The sequence below is a fragment of the Staphylococcus sp. TCBT05 genome, from assembly GCF_055179755.1.
Genome location: NZ_JBUQDQ010000038.1, coordinates 1,347,386 through 1,368,022, shown reverse-complemented (window position 1 = coordinate 1,368,022; position 20,637 = coordinate 1,347,386). Strand labels below are relative to the sequence as shown.

The window sequence follows — 20,637 nt, the reverse complement described above, 5'->3', positions numbered from 1 at the left end:
AGGTCATGTTATATGCTATTTGGTAGATTGACAGAGCGTGCGCAACGCGTATTAGCACACGCCCAAGAGGAAGCAATTCGATTAAATCATTCAAATATTGGAACAGAGCACTTACTTTTAGGTTTAATGAAAGAACCAGAAGGTATTGCTGCTAAAGTTTTAGAATCCTTTGATATTACTGAAGAAAAGGTAGTAGAAGAAGTTGAAAAGCTTATAGGTCAAGGACAAGAGCAAATGGGTGCGTTACATTACACACCAAGAGCAAAGAAAGTAATTGAATTATCAATGGATGAAGCTAGAAAGTTACATCATAACTTTGTTGGCACTGAACATATTTTACTTGGTTTAATTCGTGAAAATGAAGGTGTCGCTGCTCGCGTATTTGCAAACTTAGATTTAAATATTACAAAAGCACGCGCGCAAGTTGTGAAAGCTTTAGGTAGTCCAGAAATGAGTAATAAAAATGCACAAGCAAATAAATCAAATAACACACCAACACTCGATGGACTTGCACGTGACTTAACAGTAATTGCAAAGGATGGTACATTAGATCCTGTTATTGGTAGAGATAAAGAAATCACTAGAGTTATTGAAGTATTAAGTCGTCGTACAAAGAATAACCCAGTATTAATCGGGGAACCAGGTGTAGGTAAAACTGCAATTGCAGAAGGTTTAGCTCAAGCAATCGTTAACAATGAAGTACCTGAAACATTGAAAGGCAAACGTGTCATGTCACTAGATATGGGTACAGTTGTTGCCGGAACAAAATACCGTGGTGAATTTGAAGAGCGCTTGAAAAAAGTTATGGAAGAAATTCATCAAGCTGGTAATGTTATCTTATTCATCGATGAGTTGCATACACTAGTAGGTGCAGGTGGTGCAGAAGGTGCAATTGATGCATCAAACATCTTAAAACCAGCACTTGCACGTGGAGAACTACAATGTATCGGTGCGACAACATTAGACGAATATCGTAAGAACATTGAAAAGGATGCTGCGCTAGAACGTCGTTTCCAACCTGTGCAAGTTGATGAGCCAACAGTAGAAGATACAATTGAAATCTTAAAAGGTTTACGTGATCGCTATGAAGCGCATCACCGCATTACGATTTCAGATCAAGCACTTGTATCAGCTGCTAAATTAAGTGACCGTTATGTATCTGATCGTTTCTTACCAGATAAAGCAATTGACTTAATTGATGAAGCAAGTTCAAAAGTTAGACTTAAAAGTCATACAACACCACCTAACTTAAAAGAAATCGAGCAAGAAATTGAACAAGTGAAAAATGAAAAAGATGCAGCTGTTCATGCTCAAGAATTTGAAAATGCAGCTAATCTTCGCGATAAACAAACTAAATTAGAAAAACAATATGAAGATGCTAAGAATAAATGGAAAAACACACAAAACGGTGAAAATACTTCACTTTCAGAAGATGATATCGGTGAAGTTATCGCTGGTTGGACTGGTATTCCATTAACAAAAATTAACGAAACTGAATCTGATCGCCTATTAAACTTAGAAGGTACGCTTCATGAAAGAGTTATCGGTCAAAAAGACGCTGTTAATTCTATTAGTAAAGCTGTGAGACGTGCTCGTGCAGGATTGAAAGATCCTAAACGTCCAATTGGTAGCTTTATCTTCTTAGGACCAACGGGTGTAGGTAAGACAGAACTTGCTCGAGCATTGGCTGAGTCAATGTTTGGTGAAGATGACGCGATGATTCGTGTTGATATGAGTGAGTTCATGGAGAAACATGCTGTGAGTCGTTTAGTCGGAGCACCTCCAGGCTATGTAGGTCATGATGATGGTGGTCAATTAACAGAAAAAGTAAGACGTAAACCTTATTCAGTTATCTTATTCGATGAAATTGAAAAAGCACATCCTGATGTCTTCAATATCTTATTACAAGTATTAGATGATGGACATTTAACAGATACTAAAGGTCGTCGTGTTGACTTCCGAAATACGGTAATCATTATGACTTCAAACGTCGGTGCACAAGAATTACAAGATCAACGCTTTGCTGGTTTTGGTGGCGCATCAGAAGGTGAAGACTATGAAACAATTCGCAAGACGATGATGAAAGAATTAAAAAATGCTTTCCGTCCAGAATTCTTAAACCGTGTTGATGATATTATCGTATTCCATAAACTATCTAAAGACGAATTAAAAGAAATCGTTACAATGATGGTGAATAAATTGACAAATCGTTTGTCTGAACAAGATATCAATATTCACGTAACTGAAGCTGCGAAAGAAAAAATTGCTGAAGAAGGTTATGATCCAGAATATGGTGCAAGACCTCTAATTCGTGCAATTCAAAAAACAGTTGAAGATAATTTGAGTGAATTAATCTTAGACGGTAATCAAATTGAAGGTAAAAACGTAAATATTGATTACGATGGAAAAGAATATAAGTATGATATAACTGATAGAGTTCCAACAGAACAAGATAAAGAAACAACTGAATCGTAAAGCTTAATGTGCAGTACAATTATAGTGAATGACTATAATTTAGCTGTACGATATACTAAAGAAGTGACTAGCTAATTTCCTGTGATTATGAAATTGGTTAGTCACTTTTCTTTTTTTAAAATTTAAAATGCACAAAATGGTGAAAGATTTAAGTCATCGATGAAGCTTTGTCGATGTTGCCTTGACATGAAACTAGGCAATTAATATAGACTTATTATCAACATGAGTGAAATTAATTAATGCAAAGAACTTATATATAGTTGGCACAACACGCGATAACGTGGTAACTTATTAAAATAACTTTCTGCGAAAATGAATATCATAAATAGAAATACTATAAATAATATAGTAATTGTTCAAAAAATAAATGGAATGAGAATAAAGTTTGTCATTAAGCAAGTAGAGGTTTAAAATAGATTTGTTCATAGAAAGTTGGAGGTGCGAATTTGGCCAAAAAGAAAGTGATTTTTGAATGTATGGCATGTGGGTATCAGTCGCCTAAATGGATGGGGAAATGTCCGAATTGTGGTGGCTGGAATCAGATGGAGGAAATCGTTGAACAAAAGGCAGCGAGTCCTAAACATGGCGTGCGTAGCCGTGATAATGTTGCAAAGGTACAAAAATTAAATGATATTCAACACGAGAATACACCTAGAATTATCAGCAAATCAGCTGAATTTAACAGAGTGCTTGGTGGTGGAATCGTTAATGGTTCTTTAGTGCTCATCGGTGGGGATCCAGGTATTGGGAAGTCAACATTGTTACTACAAGTATGTGCGGCTTTATCGCAATCCTATAATGTACTCTATATAACAGGTGAGGAATCACTCAACCAAACTAAATTAAGAGCTGAAAGATTAGATGAAGATTCAAGCCAGCTCAATGTATTTGCTGAAACAGATTTAGAAGTCATTCACGAAACTGTTAAACAATTGAAACCGGATTTGCTCGTTGTGGATTCAATTCAAACAATATTCCATCCTGAAATTAATTCGGCACCAGGTTCGGTATCCCAAGTCAGAGAAAGTACACAAAGTTTGATGAATATCGCAAAGCAGATGAATATCGCGACTTTTATCGTTGGACATGTGACGAAGGAAGGGCAAATTGCTGGACCTCGTTTGCTAGAGCATATGGTGGATACGGTGCTTTATTTCGAAGGTGATGAACATCACGCGTACCGCATATTGCGAGCTGTGAAAAATAGATTCGGTTCGACAAATGAGATGGGTATTTTTGAAATGAAGCAAAGTGGGTTGAAAGGTGTTAAGAATCCTTCAGAAATGTTTTTAGAGGAACGTTCTACCAATGTTCCAGGTTCGACCATAGTTTCTACAATGGAAGGCACTAGACCATTATTAATTGAAGTGCAGGCGTTAGTGACGCCTACAACATTTAATAACCCTAGAAGAATGGCAACAGGGATAGACCATAATAGACTTAGCCTCCTTATGGCAGTGCTAGAAAAAAAGGAGAATTATCTTTTACAGCAACAAGATGCATATATTAAAGTTGCAGGCGGTGTTCGATTGACTGAACCTGCCGTCGATTTAGGGATAATCGTTGCAACAGCGTCGAGCTTTAAAGATTTGGCTGTTGATGGTTTAGATTGCTTTATAGGTGAAGTAGGTTTGACTGGCGAAGTGAGAAGAGTATCGCGTATAGAACAGCGTGTTCAAGAAGCGGCTAAACTCGGATTTAAAAGAGTTATTATTCCGGAAACGAATATTGGCGGTTGGCAATTCCCAGAAGGCATAAAGGTAATAGGTGTTAAAAGTGTACATGAAGCATTGAAGTATGCTATTAACAAACAGTAAATTTCTAAAACATACAGATAACCATTATTGGAATCTGTATGATTTTCTTGAGAGAGGAGAGTTAAACTTGAACGTGTTAAGACTCATTATTATCTTGTGCTACGTTATACTCGGTGCAAGTTTAGGTGTGTATCTCATACCAGAAATCATTGTTGATGCAGGTTTGAGTAAATTCACACTACTCACTAACAACTATTTTAATGGTTTGTTAGGGATAGTTATATTCTTTTTAATATTTGGATGGTTTATTGGTAAAGCAACACTAGCTATGAAAGAGCTTGAACAGGCTATTATGCGTAGAAGTGCCATTGAAATTCTATTTGCAACAATCGGATTAATTATCGGTTTATTAATTTCAGTAATGATTTCATTTATTTTCCAAATTATTGGAAATACAGTATTAAATCATTTTGTGCCTGTCATTGTGACAATTATTCTGGGTTATTTAGGATTTCAGTTTGGACTTAGAAAGCGTGATGAAATGCTATTGTTTTTACCGGAAAATATGGCGCGTTCAATGTCAATCAATGCACGCAATGCTGTACCTAAAGTGATTGATACAAGTGCAATCATCGATGGTAGAATACTAGATATTATTGAATGTGGTTTTATTGATGGGGAAATCTTAATTCCTCAAGGTGTGATTAATGAGTTGCAAGTAATTGCAGACGCAAACGATAGTGTGAAAAGGGAAAAAGGACAACGTGGTTTAGATATTTTAAATAGTTTGTATGATACTAAATATCCGACTCGAATCATTCACCCAACTAAATCTCACAGTGATATCGATGCTATGTTGATAAAGTTAGCACAACATTATAGAGCGCATATTATTACGACAGATTTCAATTTAAATAAAGTATGTCATGTCCATGGGATTCAAGCATTAAATGTCAATGACTTATCAGAAGCGATAAAACCTTCTGTACATCAGGGAGATCAATTCAGTTTGTTGTTAACCAAGATGGGAAAAGAAGCTGGACAAGCTGTAGGTTATTTAGATGATGGTACGATGGTTGTTGTTGATAATGCTAAAAAACATGTTGGTGAACATATAAATATAGAAGTCATTAGTTTATTGCAAACTTCTTCTGGAAGAATTATCTTTGCAAAAAAACTGGCTTAATTTTCTTGAAGGTTTGATGTGAAAGTGTAGCATAGGTTGTTACAATTTCACATCAAACCTTTTATTGTTATTGTGTCCTATTATTGCTACTTGTAAGAGGAATTACAAGGGAATTTAAGCAGAGTGATACCATAATAACCTTGAAAGTGCTACAATAGATAGCGAAATTGTATTGTTATGTATCGTAGTAGCGTTGTGTTTCTAAATTAGAACTTAGTATTAAGTGTATAGTGGCACTTTGAAATTCATCATGCTATGATAATTAAGCGAATGAATAAACAAATTGATAATGGTTGAACGTGTTGTAGAAGTAAATGTTACTAGTCTTCTGTTGCGTTTAACTATTTTTAATGTGTGTTCAGAATAAATTTTAGAATACAAGTGAGTATTAACAAATACTAAATTATTAAACAGGAGTGAACATAATGAGTGATCGTGTAAGAGTCAGATATGCACCAAGTCCGACAGGTTATTTGCATATTGGTAATGCAAGAACTGCATTATTTAACTATCTATTTGCTAAACATTATGATGGAGATTTTGTGATTCGAATTGAAGATACAGATAGTAAGCGTAACCTTACTGATGGTGAATCATCTCAATTTGAAAATTTAAAATGGTTAGGTATTGAATGGGATGAGTCTATAGATAAAGACAAAGGATATGGGCCATATCGCCAATCTGAGCGTGCTGAAATTTACAATCCACTTATTCAACAACTGTTAGATGAAGATAAGGCGTATAAATGTTACATGACGGAAGAAGAGTTAGAAGAAGAGCGTCAACAACAAATTGAACGTGGTGAAATGCCTCGTTACGGTGGTAAACATGCCCACTTAACTGAAGAAGAGCGCCAACAATTTGAAGCAGAAGGTCGTAAGCCATCAATTCGTTTCCGTGTACCAAAGGACACAACTTTCTCATTTGATGACATGGTTAAAGGTGAAATTTCATTTGATTCAAATAATATTGGAGATTGGGTTATCGTCAAAAAAGATGGCGTGCCAACATATAACTTTGCAGTTGCAGTAGACGACCACTATATGGAAATCTCTGACGTGATTCGTGGGGATGACCACATTTCAAATACACCAAAGCAATTGATGATTTATGAAACATTCGGTTGGGAAGCACCACGTTTTGCACATATGTCATTAATTGTAAATGAAGAGCGCAAAAAATTAAGTAAGAGAGACGGTCAAATCTTACAATTTATTGAGCAGTATCGTGATCTTGGATATTTACCAGAAGCGTTATTCAACTTTATTACATTATTAGGTTGGTCTCCAGAAGGTGAAGATGAAATTTATTCACCAGAAGAGTTTATTAAGATATTTGATGAAAAGCGTTTATCAAAATCTCCAGCATTTTTCGACAAACAGAAATTAGCATGGGTTAACAATCAATATATGAAACAAAAGGATACTAATACAGTATTCGAACTTGCTCTACCTCATTTGATTAAAGCAGAATTACTTCCTGAAAATCCAAGTGAGTCAGAATTAGCTTGGGGACGTAAATTAGTTGCACTTTATCAAAAAGAAATGAGCTACGCAGGTGAAATTGTACCATTATCTGAACTGTTCTTCCGTGATGAACAAGTATTAGGTGCAGATGAGCAAGAAGTTATCGATGGTGAACAAGTTCCTGAATTAATGTCGCACTTATACAGTAAACTTGAGGCGCTTGAGCCATTTGAAGCAGCAGAAATTAAACAAACAATCAAAGCTGTTCAAAAGGAAACAGGTATTAAAGGTAAGCAATTATTTATGCCAATCCGTGTTGCTGTTACTGGACAAATGCATGGACCTGAATTACCAAACACGATTGAAGTGCTAGGTAAAGACAAAGTGTTATCACGATTAAAGAAATACGTTTAAGTCAAAGCATTTTTTAGCTGTGTAAACATCGTATAGTAGTAAAATTTCACTTGAAAAATAACACTAAACGGCATATGATTAGAATTGAATTAGCGAAGGATTAGTAGATAACCATCAATGTACAGAGAGTGTGCGGTTGCTGTGAGCACATCATTGTAATTATTGAATGCACCTTTGTGTTTAGAATTGAATTAGCATTGACGAGAATATAAGTAGTCTATAATTATTGTAGTATTTACACAATATAAGGCGTTAGCTTATAGAAAATGAGAGTGGAACCGTGCAAAAGCGCCTCTAACAAATGTGTTAGAGGTGCTTTTTTGATAGGGAGGTAGCAATCTTGTTTAAGATTTTGAAACGGATAAAAGATGATATAAATATGGTGTTTGAACAAGATCCAGCAGCACGTAGTACATTAGAAGTTGTTACTTCTTATGCGGGCATACATGCAGTTTGGAGTCATTTAATCGCACATGAATTATATAAAAGGAAAAAATTTGTTACAGCGAGATTGATTTCACAAGTAGCACGATTTTTTACAGGGATAGAAATTCACCCAGGCGCACAAATAGGTAAACGATTATTTATCGACCACGGTATGGGGGTAGTCATTGGAGAGACTTGTCGTATTGGAGATAATGTTACTATATATCAAGGTGTGACATTAGGTGGTACGGGTAAAGAAAAAGGTAAGCGTCATCCAGACATTGGAGATAATGTATTAATTGCAGCTGGTGCTAAAGTGTTAGGTAATATCAAGATTGAATCTGACGTAAATATTGGTGCCAATTCAGTTGTGTTAGAATCTGTACCAAGCTATTCTACTGTAGTTGGTATACCAGGACATATTGTAAAGCAAGATGGTAAACGTATTGGTAAAACATTTGACCATAGAAATTTACCAGATCCAATTTACGAGCAATTAAAAGAATTAGAGAAACAACTTGAGAAAACGAGAAATGGAGAGATACAAGATGATTACATTATATAATACGCTCACACGTCAAAAAGAGACGTTTAAGCCTATTGAACCAGGTAAGGTTAAAATGTATGTTTGTGGACCTACTGTCTATAACTATATTCACATTGGGAATGCAAGACCAGCTATCAATTATGATGTAGTAAGAAGATACTTTGAATATCAAGGGTATGAAGTGATATATGTCTCAAACTTCACTGATGTTGATGATAAGTTAATCAAACGTTCGCAAGAATTAAACGAACCAGTACCAGATATTGCTGACCGTTATATCAAAGCATTCCATGAAGATGTAGGGGCATTAAATGTTAAACAAGCCACTTCTAATCCACGTGTAATGAATCACATGGACGATATTATTCAATTTATTAAAGAGTTAGTTGATGAAGGTTATGCATATGAAAGTGGAGGAGACGTTTACTTTAGAACAAGAAAGTTTGAAGGTTATGGTAAATTAAGTCATCAGTCATTAAATGATCTGAAAGTTGGCGCTCGTATTGAACAAGGTGAACAGAAAGAGGATGCCTTAGACTTTACGTTATGGAAGAAAGCGAAGCCAGGTGAAATCAGTTGGGATAGTCCGTTTGGTGAAGGAAGACCAGGATGGCATATTGAATGTTCAGTTATGGCTTATCACGAATTAGGTGCTACTATTGATATTCATGCTGGCGGTAGTGATTTACAATTCCCACACCATGAGAATGAAATAGCACAATCAGAAGCACACAACCATGCCCCATTTGCAACATATTGGATGCATAATGGCTTTATAAATATTGATAATGAGAAAATGAGTAAATCATTAGGTAATTTCGTGTTAGTACATGACATCATCAAACAAATTGATCCTGATGTGCTACGTTTCTTTATGATTAGTGTCCATTACAGAAGTCCAATTAATTATAATATGGAACTTGTAGAAGCAGCGAAAAGTGGTTTGGAACGTATCAGAAATAGCTATGAAGCTATAGTGGAAAGAGAAGCAATTGCAACAGATGTTATCGAGCAATCAGAATATAGCGAAGCAATCGATAAAGTGCTTGAACAATTTGAAACAGTTATGAATGATGATTTCAATACGGCTAATGCAATCACAGCATGGTATGATTTAGCAAAATTAGCAAACAAATATGTATTAGAAAACACTACTTCTACCACTGTATTAAATCGTTTTAAAGAAGTATACCAAATATTTAGTGATGTATTAGGTGTACCACTTAAAGGAAAAGAATCAGATGTATTATTAGATGCTGACATAGAAGCATTGATTGAAGAGCGTAATACTGCGAGAAAAAATAAAGACTTTGCACGTGCAGATGAAATTCGTGATGAATTAAAAGCGCAAAATATCATTTTAGAAGATACTGCACAAGGTGTGAGATTTAAGCGAGGCTAACATGGATAATAAATTATTAAATCCACTTACATTAGCATATATGGGTGACGCAGTGTTAGATCAGCATGTAAGAGAGTATATTGTATTGAAACTTAAAGCTAAACCCAATCGTTTACACCAAGAAGCAAAACGTTATGTTTCTGCTAAAAGTCAGGCGCAAACATTAGAACAACTGACTGAAGCTGACTGGTTTACTGACGTAGAGCTTGATGTTGTGCGCAGAGGTAGAAATGCTAAAAGTTATACCAAGGCTAAAAATACAGATATTCAAACATATAGAAAAAGTTCAGGTCTAGAAGCGGTCATTGGTTATTTGTATTTGGAAAAGGAACACGATAGATTACAAGCATTGTTGCAATATATTGTTCAATGTGTAGATGAAAGGAAGTGATACTGTGGAAGATATCGTAATAGTAGGACGCCATGCGGTAAAGGAAGCAATCGTATCTGGTCATACAATTAATAAAATATTAATACAAGATACGATTAAAAAAGGACAAATAAATGAGATTTTAAAACAAGCGAATAATAAGAAAATTATTGTCCAAAGTGTACCGAAGTCTAAAATTGACAACTTATCTGATGCACCTCACCAAGGTGTAGCAGCTTATATTGCACCATACGAGTATGCTGATTTTGATGCATTTTTATCAGAACAAAAGAACAAAGAAACATTATCTACAGTATTAATATTGGATGGTTTAGAAGATCCGCACAACTTAGGGTCTATTTTAAGAACGGCTGATGCCTCAGGTGTCGACGGTGTGATTATACCTAAAAGGCGTTCGGTAGCGTTAACTCAAACGGTAGCAAAGGCGTCAACAGGTGCCATTCAACATGTCCCGGTCATGAGGGTGACAAATTTAGCGCAGACGATTGAAACATTGAAGGAAAATGGTTATTGGGTCGTTGGTACAGAAGCGGAGAATGCTACAGATTATAGAGAGATGGATGCGGCAATGCCTTTAGCTATTGTGATTGGTAGTGAAGGACAAGGAATGAGTCGACTTGTAAAAGATAAATGCGATTTTTATATTAAAATTCCAATGGTAGGTCACGTCAATAGTTTGAATGCCTCAGTAGCCGCTAGCTTAATGATGTATGAGGTATATCGTAAGCGAAATCAGATTGGAGATCAGACATGAAGGATCGCTACTTGATTGTCGATGGTTACAATATGATTGGGCAGTCTCAAGAACTTAGCCGATTATCGAAAGAAAATTTAGAAGAAGCGCGAGAACAGTTGTTAACTGCAATTGCTAATTATAATGCGGTGATTGCTGACGAAGTAGTATGTGTCTTTGATGCTTATGAACAAGCAGGTGCACATTCTGAATATATGTATCATGGGGTTAAAGTGATTTTTACGAAGGAAAAGGAAACCGCAGATAGTTATATTGAGCGATATGTGTATGATTTATATGATAAACACACACGTCATATCACTGTTGTAACCAGTGATATGAGCGAACAACACGCTATATTTGGTACTGGTGCATACCGAATTTCTTCAAGAGAAATGTGGCGAGATTTAAAGGAAAACGAAATCACTGTCTCGAAGGAACTTGAAGGGTTCAATGAGCAAAAGCCACGAACTCGAATTGAACTTTCAAATGAAATATTAGAAGAATTTGAAAAACTAAGACGAGGCAATAATAATAAAGAATAATATGGCAAGTTGCTTTTTATTATTTGTCCGCTGTATCCTATGCTTAATCATTTAAGTTAAGAAAGGATACATGAATGCAAGAGAACACCAATGTTAATAAGTATGTACAATACGAAAATGTTAATTTAACTATCCATTCGGTGAATTGTATTTTGGAACAAACGAGAACGCATATTATTCAAAGAGTAAATCATTTTTCTATTCATCCAAACGATCGTGAAGATATATGCCAGGAAATACTTTTGAAAGTATTCCTTGCCCTGAATTGCTTTGATTTTGAACGTAATATACCACTAGAGCACTATATTAATCGTATAATAAAGCATGCTAAATGTGACTATATCCGAGACAAAGTGAAACGATTGAAACGACAAGAATCTCTTGTTCGAGAACACATCGTGAAGTATGGTACGCCCATAGCAAGTTCTAAACTAGAGTTGGATTTAATAACTAAAGATAGTATATGCATGCTACACAAACGTTTAGCTGATTGTACAACGCTAGAACGAAAAATTATGCAACTTGCATTTCGAGACCATAAGCCTAAAGAAATTGCTCACATTTTAAATATTGAAGTTAAAGTAGTTTACAATGCAATTCAACGTTGTAAAATGAAACTCAAGCCATATTTACAAGTTTGAATTTGCAAATATGTATCTATTTTAAAGGTGAAAATAGGCAATGAGTATGTGCTTGACCTATTGTGATGACAATTGACAATTGACTTGTATGTTATGTATAGTAGATTGGTATTATAATGAGTTGGGTGAGTAAAATGAAAAAAGTACCACTAAGTTGTGAAGTTTGTGGAAACAGAAATTATAATGTTCCAAAGCAGAGTAATCTTACATCTAGATTGGAATTGAAAAAGTATTGTCCAAGGTGTAATGCACATACCTTGCATAAGGAATCAAAGTAAAGTTAGCAATGTGATGAAAGTTAATCGAGTGAATAAATACCGACTAAGATAAGGTGTTATGTTTGCTTGGTTTTGTAGTAAGGAAATAAGCAAATAAGGAATAAAGAAATCACACGGAGGTCTTATAAATGGCTAAAAAAGAAAATTTCTTCCAAGGCGTTAAGTCAGAAATGGAAAAGACAAGTTGGCCAACCAAAGAAGAATTGTTTAAGTACACAGTCATTGTTGTAGCTACAGTAGTATTTTTCTTAGTGTTCTTCTATGCCTTAGACTTAGGAATTGGTAAAATTATAGAGTTAATCAAATAGATAGGAGTGACGACATGTCTGAAGAAGTTGGCGCAAAGCGTTGGTATGCTGTGCATACTTATTCTGGGTATGAAAATAAAGTTAAGCAAAATTTAGAAAAACGTGTTGAATCTATGAATATGACAGAGCAAATATTCAGAGTTGTGATACCGGAAGAAGAAGAAACACAAGTAAAAGAAGGTAAAGCAAAAACACTTACTAAAAAAACATTCCCTGGTTATGTATTAGTCGAACTTGTTATGACTGATGAATCATGGTATATCGTTAGAAATACGCCAGGTGTTACTGGCTTTGTCGGTTCGGCAGGTGCTGGTTCTAAGCCAAACCCACTGTTACCAGAGGAAGCGCGTTTCATCTTAAAACAAATGGGCATGAAAGAAAAAACTGTTGATGTACAAATTGATTTAGGTGAACAAGTGAGAATTAAATCAGGACCATTTGCGAACCAAGTCGGTGAAGTTCAAGAAATTGAAGTTGAAAAGTATAAATTAACAGTACTTGTAGACATGTTCGGTAGAGAAACACCAGTAGAAGTTGAATTTGATCAAATAGAAAAGCTATAAAATAGTTAAGGTAGAAAAAGGAATACAAGAGCAAGCTCATGCATAAGAACACCTAAGCCATAAAATGTCTAAGGTAGGAGAAGGAATACAAGAGCAAGCTCATGCATAAGAACACCTAAGCCATAAAATGTCTAAGGTGTTCTAAAAATTAACTATTGATTTAATATATAGTTTGATGTTATAATACTGTGGTCGCGCTTTTAGAGCGTTCATTTCGTCACGAAATGTAGAAGAGTGGGAGGGCAAAACTTAGTCCTGTGACCACATCACGATATCAAGGAGGTGCACATCGTGGCTAAAAAAGTAGAAAAAGTAGTTAAATTACAAATTCCTGCAGGTAAAGCAAATCCAGCACCACCAGTTGGTCCGGCATTAGGTCAAGCAGGTGTGAACATTATGGGATTCTGTAAGGAATTCAACGCACGTACGCAAGAGGATGCAGGTTTAATCATCCCAGTTGAAATCAGTGTATATGAAGATCGTTCATTTACATTCGTAACTAAAACACCACCAGCTCCAGTATTACTTAAAAAAGCAGCTGGTATTGAAAAAGGTTCTGGCGAACCAAACAAAAACAAAGTTGCTACAGTAACTAAAGATCAAGTACGTGAAATTGCTAACTCAAAAATGCAAGATTTAAATGCTGCTGACGAAGAAGCAGCTATGCGTATTATCGAAGGTACTGCACGCAGCATGGGTATCACAGTTCAATAATTAAAGTAATGATTTATAGATAGACGTATAGAAGCAGATGACAGATAATGACAAACATGATGACAGCGTTCAATATTGTCGTAATATGAGGTGAAATGTCATTTATTATGGAAGCAATTCCTACGATAAAATAACACTTTTAAACCTCACTGTTATCTGCTCTTAACTTGCAAAAGCAAGTAAACGTGGGAGGAAATTCCGCTAAAACCACTAAAGGAGGAACATGAAATGGCTAAAAAAAGCAAAAGATATCAAGAAGTAGCTAGCAAAATCGACCGCCAAAAACAATATTCTGTTGAAGAAGCTGTTGAACTAGCTAAAGAAACAAGTATCGCTAACTTTGATGCATCTGTTGAAGTTGCATTCCGTTTAGGTATCGATACTCGTAAAAATGATCAACAAATCCGTGGCGCAGTAGTATTACCAAATGGTACTGGTAAGTCACAAAGTGTATTAGTATTCGCAAAAGGTGATAAAGCATCTGAAGCTGAAGCTGCTGGTGCAGACTTCGTTGGCGAAGGTGAATACGTAGAAAAAATCCAACAAGGTTGGTTCGACTTTGACGTAGTAGTAGCTACACCAGATATGATGGGTGAAGTTGGTAAATTAGGTCGTGTATTAGGACCTAAAGGTTTAATGCCAAACCCTAAAACTGGAACAGTTACAATGGACGTTAAAAAAGCTGTTGAAGAAATCAAAGCTGGTAAAGTTGAATACCGCGCTGAAAAATCAGGTATTGTTCATGCATCAATTGGTAAAACATCATTTGATACTGACAAACTTGTTGAAAACTTGAAGACTTTACAAGATGTATTAGCTAAAGCTAAACCATCTTCTGCTAAAGGTACTTACTTCAAATCAATCACAGTTACTACAACAATGGGACCTGGAGTTAAAGTTGACGCTTCAACTTTCTAATATCCACCTCATGCTATAAAAATAAATTTCAAGACTAAGGCAATTTTGCAGTAGTCTTGAAATTTAATATTGACATAACACAATATAAGGTTTATATTGATGTATGTATTATTTTACCTAAGACAGTAGGAGTTAGTAATAACTTAAAACATGATCCTACCGAGGCTAAAATTGACTTGAACGTGATTATTTTAGAACTTTCAAGCACTTTTTGCCATGGGTAGAAAGTGCTTTTTTTATTGAGGGATAGACGAGATAATACATCTTAGTCGACTCAAGATTAAAAGCACCAAATAAAATTTATGGAGGTGTCTAAATGTCTGCTATCATCGAATCAAAAAAACAACAAGTTGATACAATTGCTGAACAACTTAAAAATTCAGTATCAACAGTAATCGTTGACTATCGTGGTCTTAGCGTTGCTGAAGTAACTGAATTACGTTCACAATTACGTGAAGCTGGTGTTGAATACAAAGTATTGAAAAACACTATGGTTCGTCGTGCAGCTGTACAAGCTGGTGTCGAAGGTTTAGATGAGCACTTAGTAGGTCCTACAGCGGTTGCTACTTCAACTGAAGATGTAGTTGCTCCAGCTAAAGTACTTGCTAAATTCGCAAAAGAACATGAAGCTTTAGAAATTAAAGTTGGTGTTATGGAAGGTGCAGTTATTTCAGCTGAAGAAGTTAACACAGTTGGTACATTACCATCACACGAAGGACTTGTTTCTATGCTATTATCTGTATTACAAGCTCCAGTCCGCAACTTCGCATATGCAGTTAAAGCTGTTGGAGAAAACAAAGAAAACGAAGAAAGCGCTGAATAATTGCGCATAATAATTAAAAAAACGGAGGAATATTAAAATGGCTAATCAAGAACAAATCATTGAAGCAATTAAAGAAATGTCAGTTTTAGAATTAAACGACTTAGTTAAAGCAATCGAAGAAGAATTTGGTGTAACTGCAGCAGCTCCAGTAGCAGCAGCAGGTGCAGCAGGCGGCGCAGACGCAGCAGCAGAGAAAACAGAATTCGACGTAGAATTAACTTCTGCTGGTTCATCTAAAATCAAAGTTGTTAAAGCTGTTAAAGAAGCAACTGGCTTAGGATTAAAAGACGCTAAAGAATTAGTTGACGGAGCTCCTAAAGTTGTTAAAGAAGGTTTAGCTAAAGAAGAAGCTGAAAAACTTAAAGAAGCTTTAGAAGAAGTTGGCGCTACAGTAGAATTAAAATAATTCTTGCTGGCTAACAGTTAATAATTATATATTGCAAGTTTATAATGTTGCTTAGTTTATCACTAACTAAAGTGACGAGATTTAAGTTACGTTGAAACTTGAAATCTTTGAGAAATGAAAACCCCGTTATTGTAATAACGGGGTTTTGTCTTATTTTGTCTATATCTATGATTTGAGGATAATTCAGTAATGACTTTTATACTCAGCGAAATGGGTATAGTATTAATCTAAGAATAAAAGATTAAATGAGGTGTAGTCATGAGTCATTATTATGATGAAAATCCTGAAGTAGAAAGTGATGAATCACTTTTTACATACTCCTACAACAACCATGACATTGAGCTAATTACAGATGCAGGTGTTTTTTCAAAAGGGAAAATCGACTTTGGATCTGACTTATTGGTAAGCACTTTTTTAAATGCACATCCCCCAGGACCTACAAAACATATATTAGATGTTGGTTGCGGTTATGGCCCAATTGGTTTAATGATTGCAAAGGTATCCCCGCATCATGAAATTACGATGGTAGATGTTAATCGACGTGCGCTAGCATTAGCGAAAAGAAATCAACAGAAAAATCATATTGATAATGTGGAGATAGCAGAAAGTGATGGGTTATCCCAAGTTGAAGATCAAGCATTCGACTTTATCTTAACGAATCCGCCGATAAGAGCTGGGAAATCAGTGGTCCATGGTATTTTAAATGACGCTTATAGTAAATTGAAACAAGATGGCGAGCTTTATGTAGTTATACAAAAAAAGCAAGGTATGCCATCAGCAAAAAAGAAAATGCAAGAAACATTCGATAATGTTGAAGTAGTAGAAAAAAGTAAAGGTTATTACATTTTAAGAAGTGTAAAAGGTTGATTAAAATGTCTGCTTCTGATATAGTTATAGAATGTAAAAATTTATGTTCAATAAGTGTGTACTTTTACGTTCAAAATAACATTGTATATAATATGAAATAGAAAATGGTGTCATCAGGAGTGCTACCGTTTTCTTTTTGTCTTATTATATTTGCTATTTTTCTAAAAGTAAACACACAATTTTTGAGGGGTGAATCTGTTTGGCAGGTCAATTTGTCCAATATGGAAGACATCGTAAACGTAGAAACTATGCGAGAATTTCAGAGGTATTAGAATTACCGAATTTAATTGAGATTCAAACTAAGTCTTACGATTGGTTCTTAGAAGAAGGTTTATTAGAAATGTTTAGAGACATTTCTCCAATTGAAGATTTCACAGGAAATCTATCATTAGAATTTGTAGATTATAGACTTGGTGAACCAAAATATGATTTAGAAGAATCTAAAAACCGTGATACAACGTATGCAGCACCTCTTCGTGTTAAAGTACGTCTAATCATTAAAGAAACTGGCGAAGTAAAAGAGCAAGAAGTGTTTATGGGCGATTTCCCATTAATGACAGATACAGGTACATTCGTAATCAACGGTGCTGAACGTGTAATCGTATCACAATTAGTTCGTTCACCATCCGTTTACTTCAATGAAAAGCTAGACAAAAACGGCAACACAAACTTTGACGCAACAATTATTCCTAACCGTGGTGCATGGTTAGAATATGAAACTGATGCCAAAGATGTTGTTTATGTACGTATTGACAGAACTAGAAAGTTACCATTAACAGTATTATTAAGAGCTTTAGGTTTCTCAACGGATCAAGAAATTGTTGATTTGTTTGGTGAAAGTGAATACTTGCGTAATACATTAGAAAAAGATGGAACTGAAAATACTGATCAAGCATTGCTTGAAATTTATGAGCGTCTACGTCCTGGTGAACCACCAACAGTAGAAAATGCTAAAAGTTTATTATATTCACGTTTCTTCGATCCAAAACGCTATGATTTAGCTAGTGTGGGTCGTTACAAAGCGAATAAGAAACTTCACTTAAAGCATCGCTTATTCAATCAAAAATTAGCTGAACCAATTGTTAATGCAGAAACTGGTGAAATTGTTGCTGAAGAAGGTACAGTACTTGATCGTCGTAATTTAGACGAAATCATGGATGTATTGGAATCAAATGCAAACAGCGAAGTGTTTGAATTAGAAGGAAGCATCATTGATGAGCCTGTAGAAATTCAATCAATCAAAGTTTACGTACCTAATGATGAAGAAGGTCGTACAACGACAGTGATTGGTAACGCGTTCCCAGATTCAGAAGTGAAATGTATTACACCTGCTGATATTATTGCATCTATGTCATACTTCTTTAACTTACTAAGTGGTATTGGCTTCACTGATGATATCGACCATTTAGGAAACCGTCGTCTACGTTCAGTAGGGGAATTATTACAAAACCAATTCCGTATCGGTTTATCAAGAATGGAACGTGTAGTACGTGAAAGAATGTCTATTCAAGACACAGATTCAATCACACCACAACAATTAATCAACATTCGCCCTGTAATTGCATCTATCAAAGAATTCTTTGGTAGTTCACAATTATCACAGTTCATGGACCAAGCAAACCCATTAGCTGAGTTGACGCATAAACGTCGTCTATCAGCATTAGGACCTGGTGGTTTAACTCGTGAACGTGCTCAAATGGAAGTACGTGACGTTCACTATTCTCACTATGGCCGTATGTGTCCAATCGAAACACCTGAGGGTCCAAACATCGGACTTATCAACTCATTATCAAGTTATGCGCGTGTAAATGAATTTGGTTTCATTGAAACACCATATCGTAAAGTTGATATTGAAACACAATCTATTACAGATCAAATTGACTACTTAACAGCTGATGAAGAAGACAGCTATGTAGTAGCACAAGCAAACTCTGTATTAGATGAAAATGGTCGTTTCGTAGAAGATGAAGTCGTTTGTCGTTTCCGTGGTAACAACACTGTAATGGCAAAAGAAAAAATGGACTACATGGATGTATCACCTAAACAGGTTGTATCTGCTGCGACAGCATGTATTCCTTTCTTAGAAAACGATGACTCTAACCGTGCATTGATGGGTGCGAACATGCAACGTCAAGCTGTACCTTTGATGAATCCTGAATCACCATTTGTTGGTACAGGTATGGAACACGTAGCTGCACGTGACTCTGGTGCTGCAGTTGTTGCTAAACGTAAAGGTCGCGTTGAGCATGTTGAATCTAATGAAATTCTTGTTCGTCAACTTATTGAAGAGGATGGCCAAGAATACGAAGGCGAATTAGATCGCTATCCATTAGCTAAATTCAAACGTTCAAACACAGGTACATGTTATAACCAACGTCCTATTGTTAGCTCAGGTGACGTTGTGACTAAAGGTGAAATCTTAGCTGATGGTCCTTCAATGGAATTAGGTGAGATGGCACTTGGTAGAAACGTAGTTGTAGGTTTCATGACTTGGGACGGTTATAACTATGAGGATGCTGTAATCATGAGTGAACGTCTTGTTAAGGATGACGTTTATACTTCAATTCATATTGAAGAGTATGAATCAGAAGCACGTGATACTAAATTAGGACCTGAAGAAATCACTCGTGATATTCCGAACGTTTCTGAAAGTGCACTTAAAAACTTAGATGACCGCGGTATTGTATACGTAGGTGCTGAAGTTAATGATGGTGATATCCTAGTAGGTAAAGTAACGCCTAAAGGTGTAACTGAATTAACTGCAGAAGAACGCTTATTACATGCAATCTTCGGTGAAAAAGCACGTGAAGTACGTGATACATCATTACGTGTGCCTCATGGTGCTGGTGGTATTGTTCTAGATGTTAAAGTCTTTAACCGTGAAGAAGGAGACGACACATTATCTCCTGGTGTAAACCAATTAGTACGTGTTTATATCGTTCAAAAACGTAAGATTCACGTTGGTGATAAGATGTGTGGACGTCACGGTAACAAAGGTGTTATTTCTAAGATTGTTCCAGAAGAAGACATGCCTTATTTACCAGACGGAACACCTATCGATATCATGTTAAACCCATTAGGTGTACCATCACGTATGAATATCGGACAAGTATTAGAGTTGCACTTAGGTATGGCTGCTAAAAACTTAGGTATTCATGTTGCGTCACCTGTATTCGATGGTGCCAATGATGAAGATGTTTGGTCTACAATTGAAGAGGCCGGTATGGCACGTGACGGTAAGACTGTACTTTATGATGGACGTACAGGTGAACCATTTGATAACCGTATTTCTGTCGGCGTAATGTACATGTTGAAACTTGCACACATGGTTGACGACAAATTACACGCACGTTCAACTGGACCATACTCACTTGTTACACAACAACCACTTGGTGGTAAAGCACAATTCGGTGGACAACGTTTCGGTGAGATGGAGGTATGGGCACTTGAAGCATACGGTGCTGCATATACACTTCAAGAAATCTTAACTTACAAATCAGATGACACAGTAGGTCGTGTTAAAACATACGAATCTATTGTTAAAGGTGAAAATATTTCTAAACCAAGTGTTCCTGAATCATTCCGAGTATTGATGAAAGAGTTACAAAGTTTAGGATTAGACGTTAAGATTATGGACGAGCATGACAATGAAATTGACATGCATGACACTGAAGATGAAGATGTTGTTGAGCGTAAAGTTGATCTTCAACAAAAAGATGCTCCAGAATCACAAAAAGAAATCACTGACTAATCGCATTTAAGTTTATAAAGGTATAT

19 protein-coding genes and 1 other annotated feature are annotated in these 20,637 nt (G+C 35.8%); all 19 genes read left to right on the top strand.

Annotated features, from left to right (window positions below; translation table 11 throughout):
- Positions 1-12: 12 nt before the first annotated feature.
- The 19 genes from ACY191_RS13630 (at position 13) to rpoB (ending at position 20,611) form a co-directional block, all read left to right on the top strand.
- On the top strand, positions 13-2,475 hold the full coding sequence (locus tag ACY191_RS13630) for an ATP-dependent Clp protease ATP-binding subunit (protein WP_042737950.1): 2,463 nt from the start codon (positions 13-15) through the stop codon (positions 2,473-2,475).
- 446 nt (positions 2,476-2,921) lie between these two features.
- The gene (gene radA, locus ACY191_RS13625; protein ID WP_042737951.1) at positions 2,922-4,292 is read left to right on the top strand and encodes a DNA repair protein RadA; all 1,371 of its coding nucleotides are present in this window, start codon (positions 2,922-2,924) and stop codon (positions 4,290-4,292) included.
- A 67-nt stretch (positions 4,293-4,359) separates the two neighbouring features.
- On the top strand, positions 4,360-5,418 hold the full coding sequence (locus ACY191_RS13620; protein WP_042737952.1) for a PIN/TRAM domain-containing protein: 1,059 nt from the start codon (positions 4,360-4,362) through the stop codon (positions 5,416-5,418).
- Positions 5,419-5,843: 425 nt separating this feature from the next.
- Complete coding sequence (gene gltX, locus ACY191_RS13615) at positions 5,844-7,298, top strand: glutamate--tRNA ligase (protein ID WP_042737953.1); 1,455 nt, start codon at positions 5,844-5,846, stop codon at positions 7,296-7,298.
- Between the two features lie 349 nt (positions 7,299-7,647).
- Entirely contained in the window at positions 7,648-8,289 is a 642-nt protein-coding gene (gene cysE / locus ACY191_RS13610; RefSeq protein ID WP_042738251.1) for a serine O-acetyltransferase, read from the top strand.
- Entirely contained in the window at positions 8,273-9,673 is a 1,401-nt protein-coding gene (gene cysS / locus ACY191_RS13605; RefSeq protein WP_229366923.1) for a cysteine--tRNA ligase, read from the top strand. The genes cysE and cysS overlap by 17 nt, the downstream gene beginning before the upstream one ends.
- A 1-nt stretch (position 9,674) precedes the next feature.
- Positions 9,675-10,064 carry a Mini-ribonuclease 3 gene (locus tag ACY191_RS13600; protein ID WP_042737955.1) on the top strand — a complete coding sequence of 130 codons (390 nt, stop codon included), beginning with the start codon at positions 9,675-9,677 and terminating at the stop codon, positions 10,062-10,064.
- Positions 10,065-10,068: 4 nt separating this feature from the next.
- Positions 10,069-10,818, top strand: coding sequence for a 23S rRNA (guanosine(2251)-2'-O)-methyltransferase RlmB (gene rlmB, locus ACY191_RS13595; RefSeq protein WP_042737956.1), 750 nt, complete (start codon positions 10,069-10,071; stop codon positions 10,816-10,818).
- Positions 10,815-11,342 carry an NYN domain-containing protein gene (locus tag ACY191_RS13590; RefSeq protein ID WP_107526762.1) on the top strand — a complete coding sequence of 176 codons (528 nt, stop codon included), beginning with the start codon at positions 10,815-10,817 and terminating at the stop codon, positions 11,340-11,342. Before rlmB ends, ACY191_RS13590 begins: the two co-directional genes overlap by 4 nt.
- A 152-nt stretch (positions 11,343-11,494) precedes the next feature.
- Positions 11,495-11,983, top strand: coding sequence for a sigma-70 family RNA polymerase sigma factor (locus ACY191_RS13585; RefSeq protein ID WP_229366924.1), 489 nt, complete (start codon positions 11,495-11,497; stop codon positions 11,981-11,983).
- A 134-nt stretch (positions 11,984-12,117) separates the two neighbouring features.
- Entirely contained in the window at positions 12,118-12,261 is a 144-nt protein-coding gene (gene rpmG / locus ACY191_RS13580) for a 50S ribosomal protein L33 (RefSeq protein ID WP_082039164.1), read from the top strand.
- A gap of 128 nt (positions 12,262-12,389) precedes the next feature.
- On the top strand, positions 12,390-12,569 hold the full coding sequence (gene secE / locus ACY191_RS13575) for a preprotein translocase subunit SecE (protein WP_042737958.1): 180 nt from the start codon (positions 12,390-12,392) through the stop codon (positions 12,567-12,569).
- A gap of 14 nt (positions 12,570-12,583) precedes the next feature.
- Positions 12,584-13,132 carry a transcription termination/antitermination protein NusG gene (nusG, locus tag ACY191_RS13570; RefSeq protein WP_042737959.1) on the top strand — a complete coding sequence of 183 codons (549 nt, stop codon included), beginning with the start codon at positions 12,584-12,586 and terminating at the stop codon, positions 13,130-13,132.
- A gap of 291 nt (positions 13,133-13,423) precedes the next feature.
- The gene (gene rplK, locus ACY191_RS13565; protein ID WP_042737960.1) at positions 13,424-13,846 is read left to right on the top strand and encodes a 50S ribosomal protein L11; all 423 of its coding nucleotides are present in this window, start codon (positions 13,424-13,426) and stop codon (positions 13,844-13,846) included.
- Between the two features lie 228 nt (positions 13,847-14,074).
- On the top strand, positions 14,075-14,764 hold the full coding sequence (gene rplA, locus ACY191_RS13560) for a 50S ribosomal protein L1 (RefSeq protein WP_042737961.1): 690 nt from the start codon (positions 14,075-14,077) through the stop codon (positions 14,762-14,764).
- A 98-nt stretch (positions 14,765-14,862) separates the two neighbouring features.
- Positions 14,863-15,010 (top strand) — a sequence feature (ribosomal protein L10 leader region).
- A 70-nt stretch (positions 15,011-15,080) separates the two neighbouring features.
- Entirely contained in the window at positions 15,081-15,587 is a 507-nt protein-coding gene (gene rplJ / locus ACY191_RS13555) for a 50S ribosomal protein L10 (protein WP_463270057.1), read from the top strand.
- Positions 15,588-15,624: 37 nt separating this feature from the next.
- Entirely contained in the window at positions 15,625-15,993 is a 369-nt protein-coding gene (gene rplL, locus ACY191_RS13550; protein ID WP_042737963.1) for a 50S ribosomal protein L7/L12, read from the top strand.
- A gap of 258 nt (positions 15,994-16,251) precedes the next feature.
- Entirely contained in the window at positions 16,252-16,860 is a 609-nt protein-coding gene (locus ACY191_RS13545) for a class I SAM-dependent methyltransferase (RefSeq protein WP_042737964.1), read from the top strand.
- Between the two features lie 199 nt (positions 16,861-17,059).
- Positions 17,060-20,611: a DNA-directed RNA polymerase subunit beta gene (gene rpoB / locus ACY191_RS13540; RefSeq protein WP_042737965.1), complete on the top strand. Its 3,552-nt coding sequence runs from the start codon at positions 17,060-17,062 to the stop codon at positions 20,609-20,611.
- Positions 20,612-20,637 lie beyond the last annotated feature (26 nt).

Coding starts and splice junctions, on each gene's coding strand:
- ACY191_RS13545 (WP_042737964.1), top strand. CDS start 16,252: ATGAGTCATTATTATGATGAAAATCCTGAAGTAGAAAGTGATGAATCA.
- rplJ (WP_463270057.1), top strand. CDS start 15,081: ATGTCTGCTATCATCGAATCAAAAAAACAACAAGTTGATACAATTGCT.
- cysS (WP_229366923.1), top strand. CDS start 8,273: ATGATTACATTATATAATACGCTCACACGTCAAAAAGAGACGTTTAAG.
- ACY191_RS13630 (WP_042737950.1), top strand. CDS start 13: ATGCTATTTGGTAGATTGACAGAGCGTGCGCAACGCGTATTAGCACAC.
- ACY191_RS13590 (WP_107526762.1), top strand. CDS start 10,815: ATGAAGGATCGCTACTTGATTGTCGATGGTTACAATATGATTGGGCAG.
- rplL (WP_042737963.1), top strand. CDS start 15,625: ATGGCTAATCAAGAACAAATCATTGAAGCAATTAAAGAAATGTCAGTT.
- secE (WP_042737958.1), top strand. CDS start 12,390: ATGGCTAAAAAAGAAAATTTCTTCCAAGGCGTTAAGTCAGAAATGGAA.
- nusG (WP_042737959.1), top strand. CDS start 12,584: ATGTCTGAAGAAGTTGGCGCAAAGCGTTGGTATGCTGTGCATACTTAT.
- gltX (WP_042737953.1), top strand. CDS start 5,844: ATGAGTGATCGTGTAAGAGTCAGATATGCACCAAGTCCGACAGGTTAT.
- rplA (WP_042737961.1), top strand. CDS start 14,075: ATGGCTAAAAAAAGCAAAAGATATCAAGAAGTAGCTAGCAAAATCGAC.
- ACY191_RS13600 (WP_042737955.1), top strand. CDS start 9,675: ATGGATAATAAATTATTAAATCCACTTACATTAGCATATATGGGTGAC.
- rpmG (WP_082039164.1), top strand. CDS start 12,118: ATGAAAAAAGTACCACTAAGTTGTGAAGTTTGTGGAAACAGAAATTAT.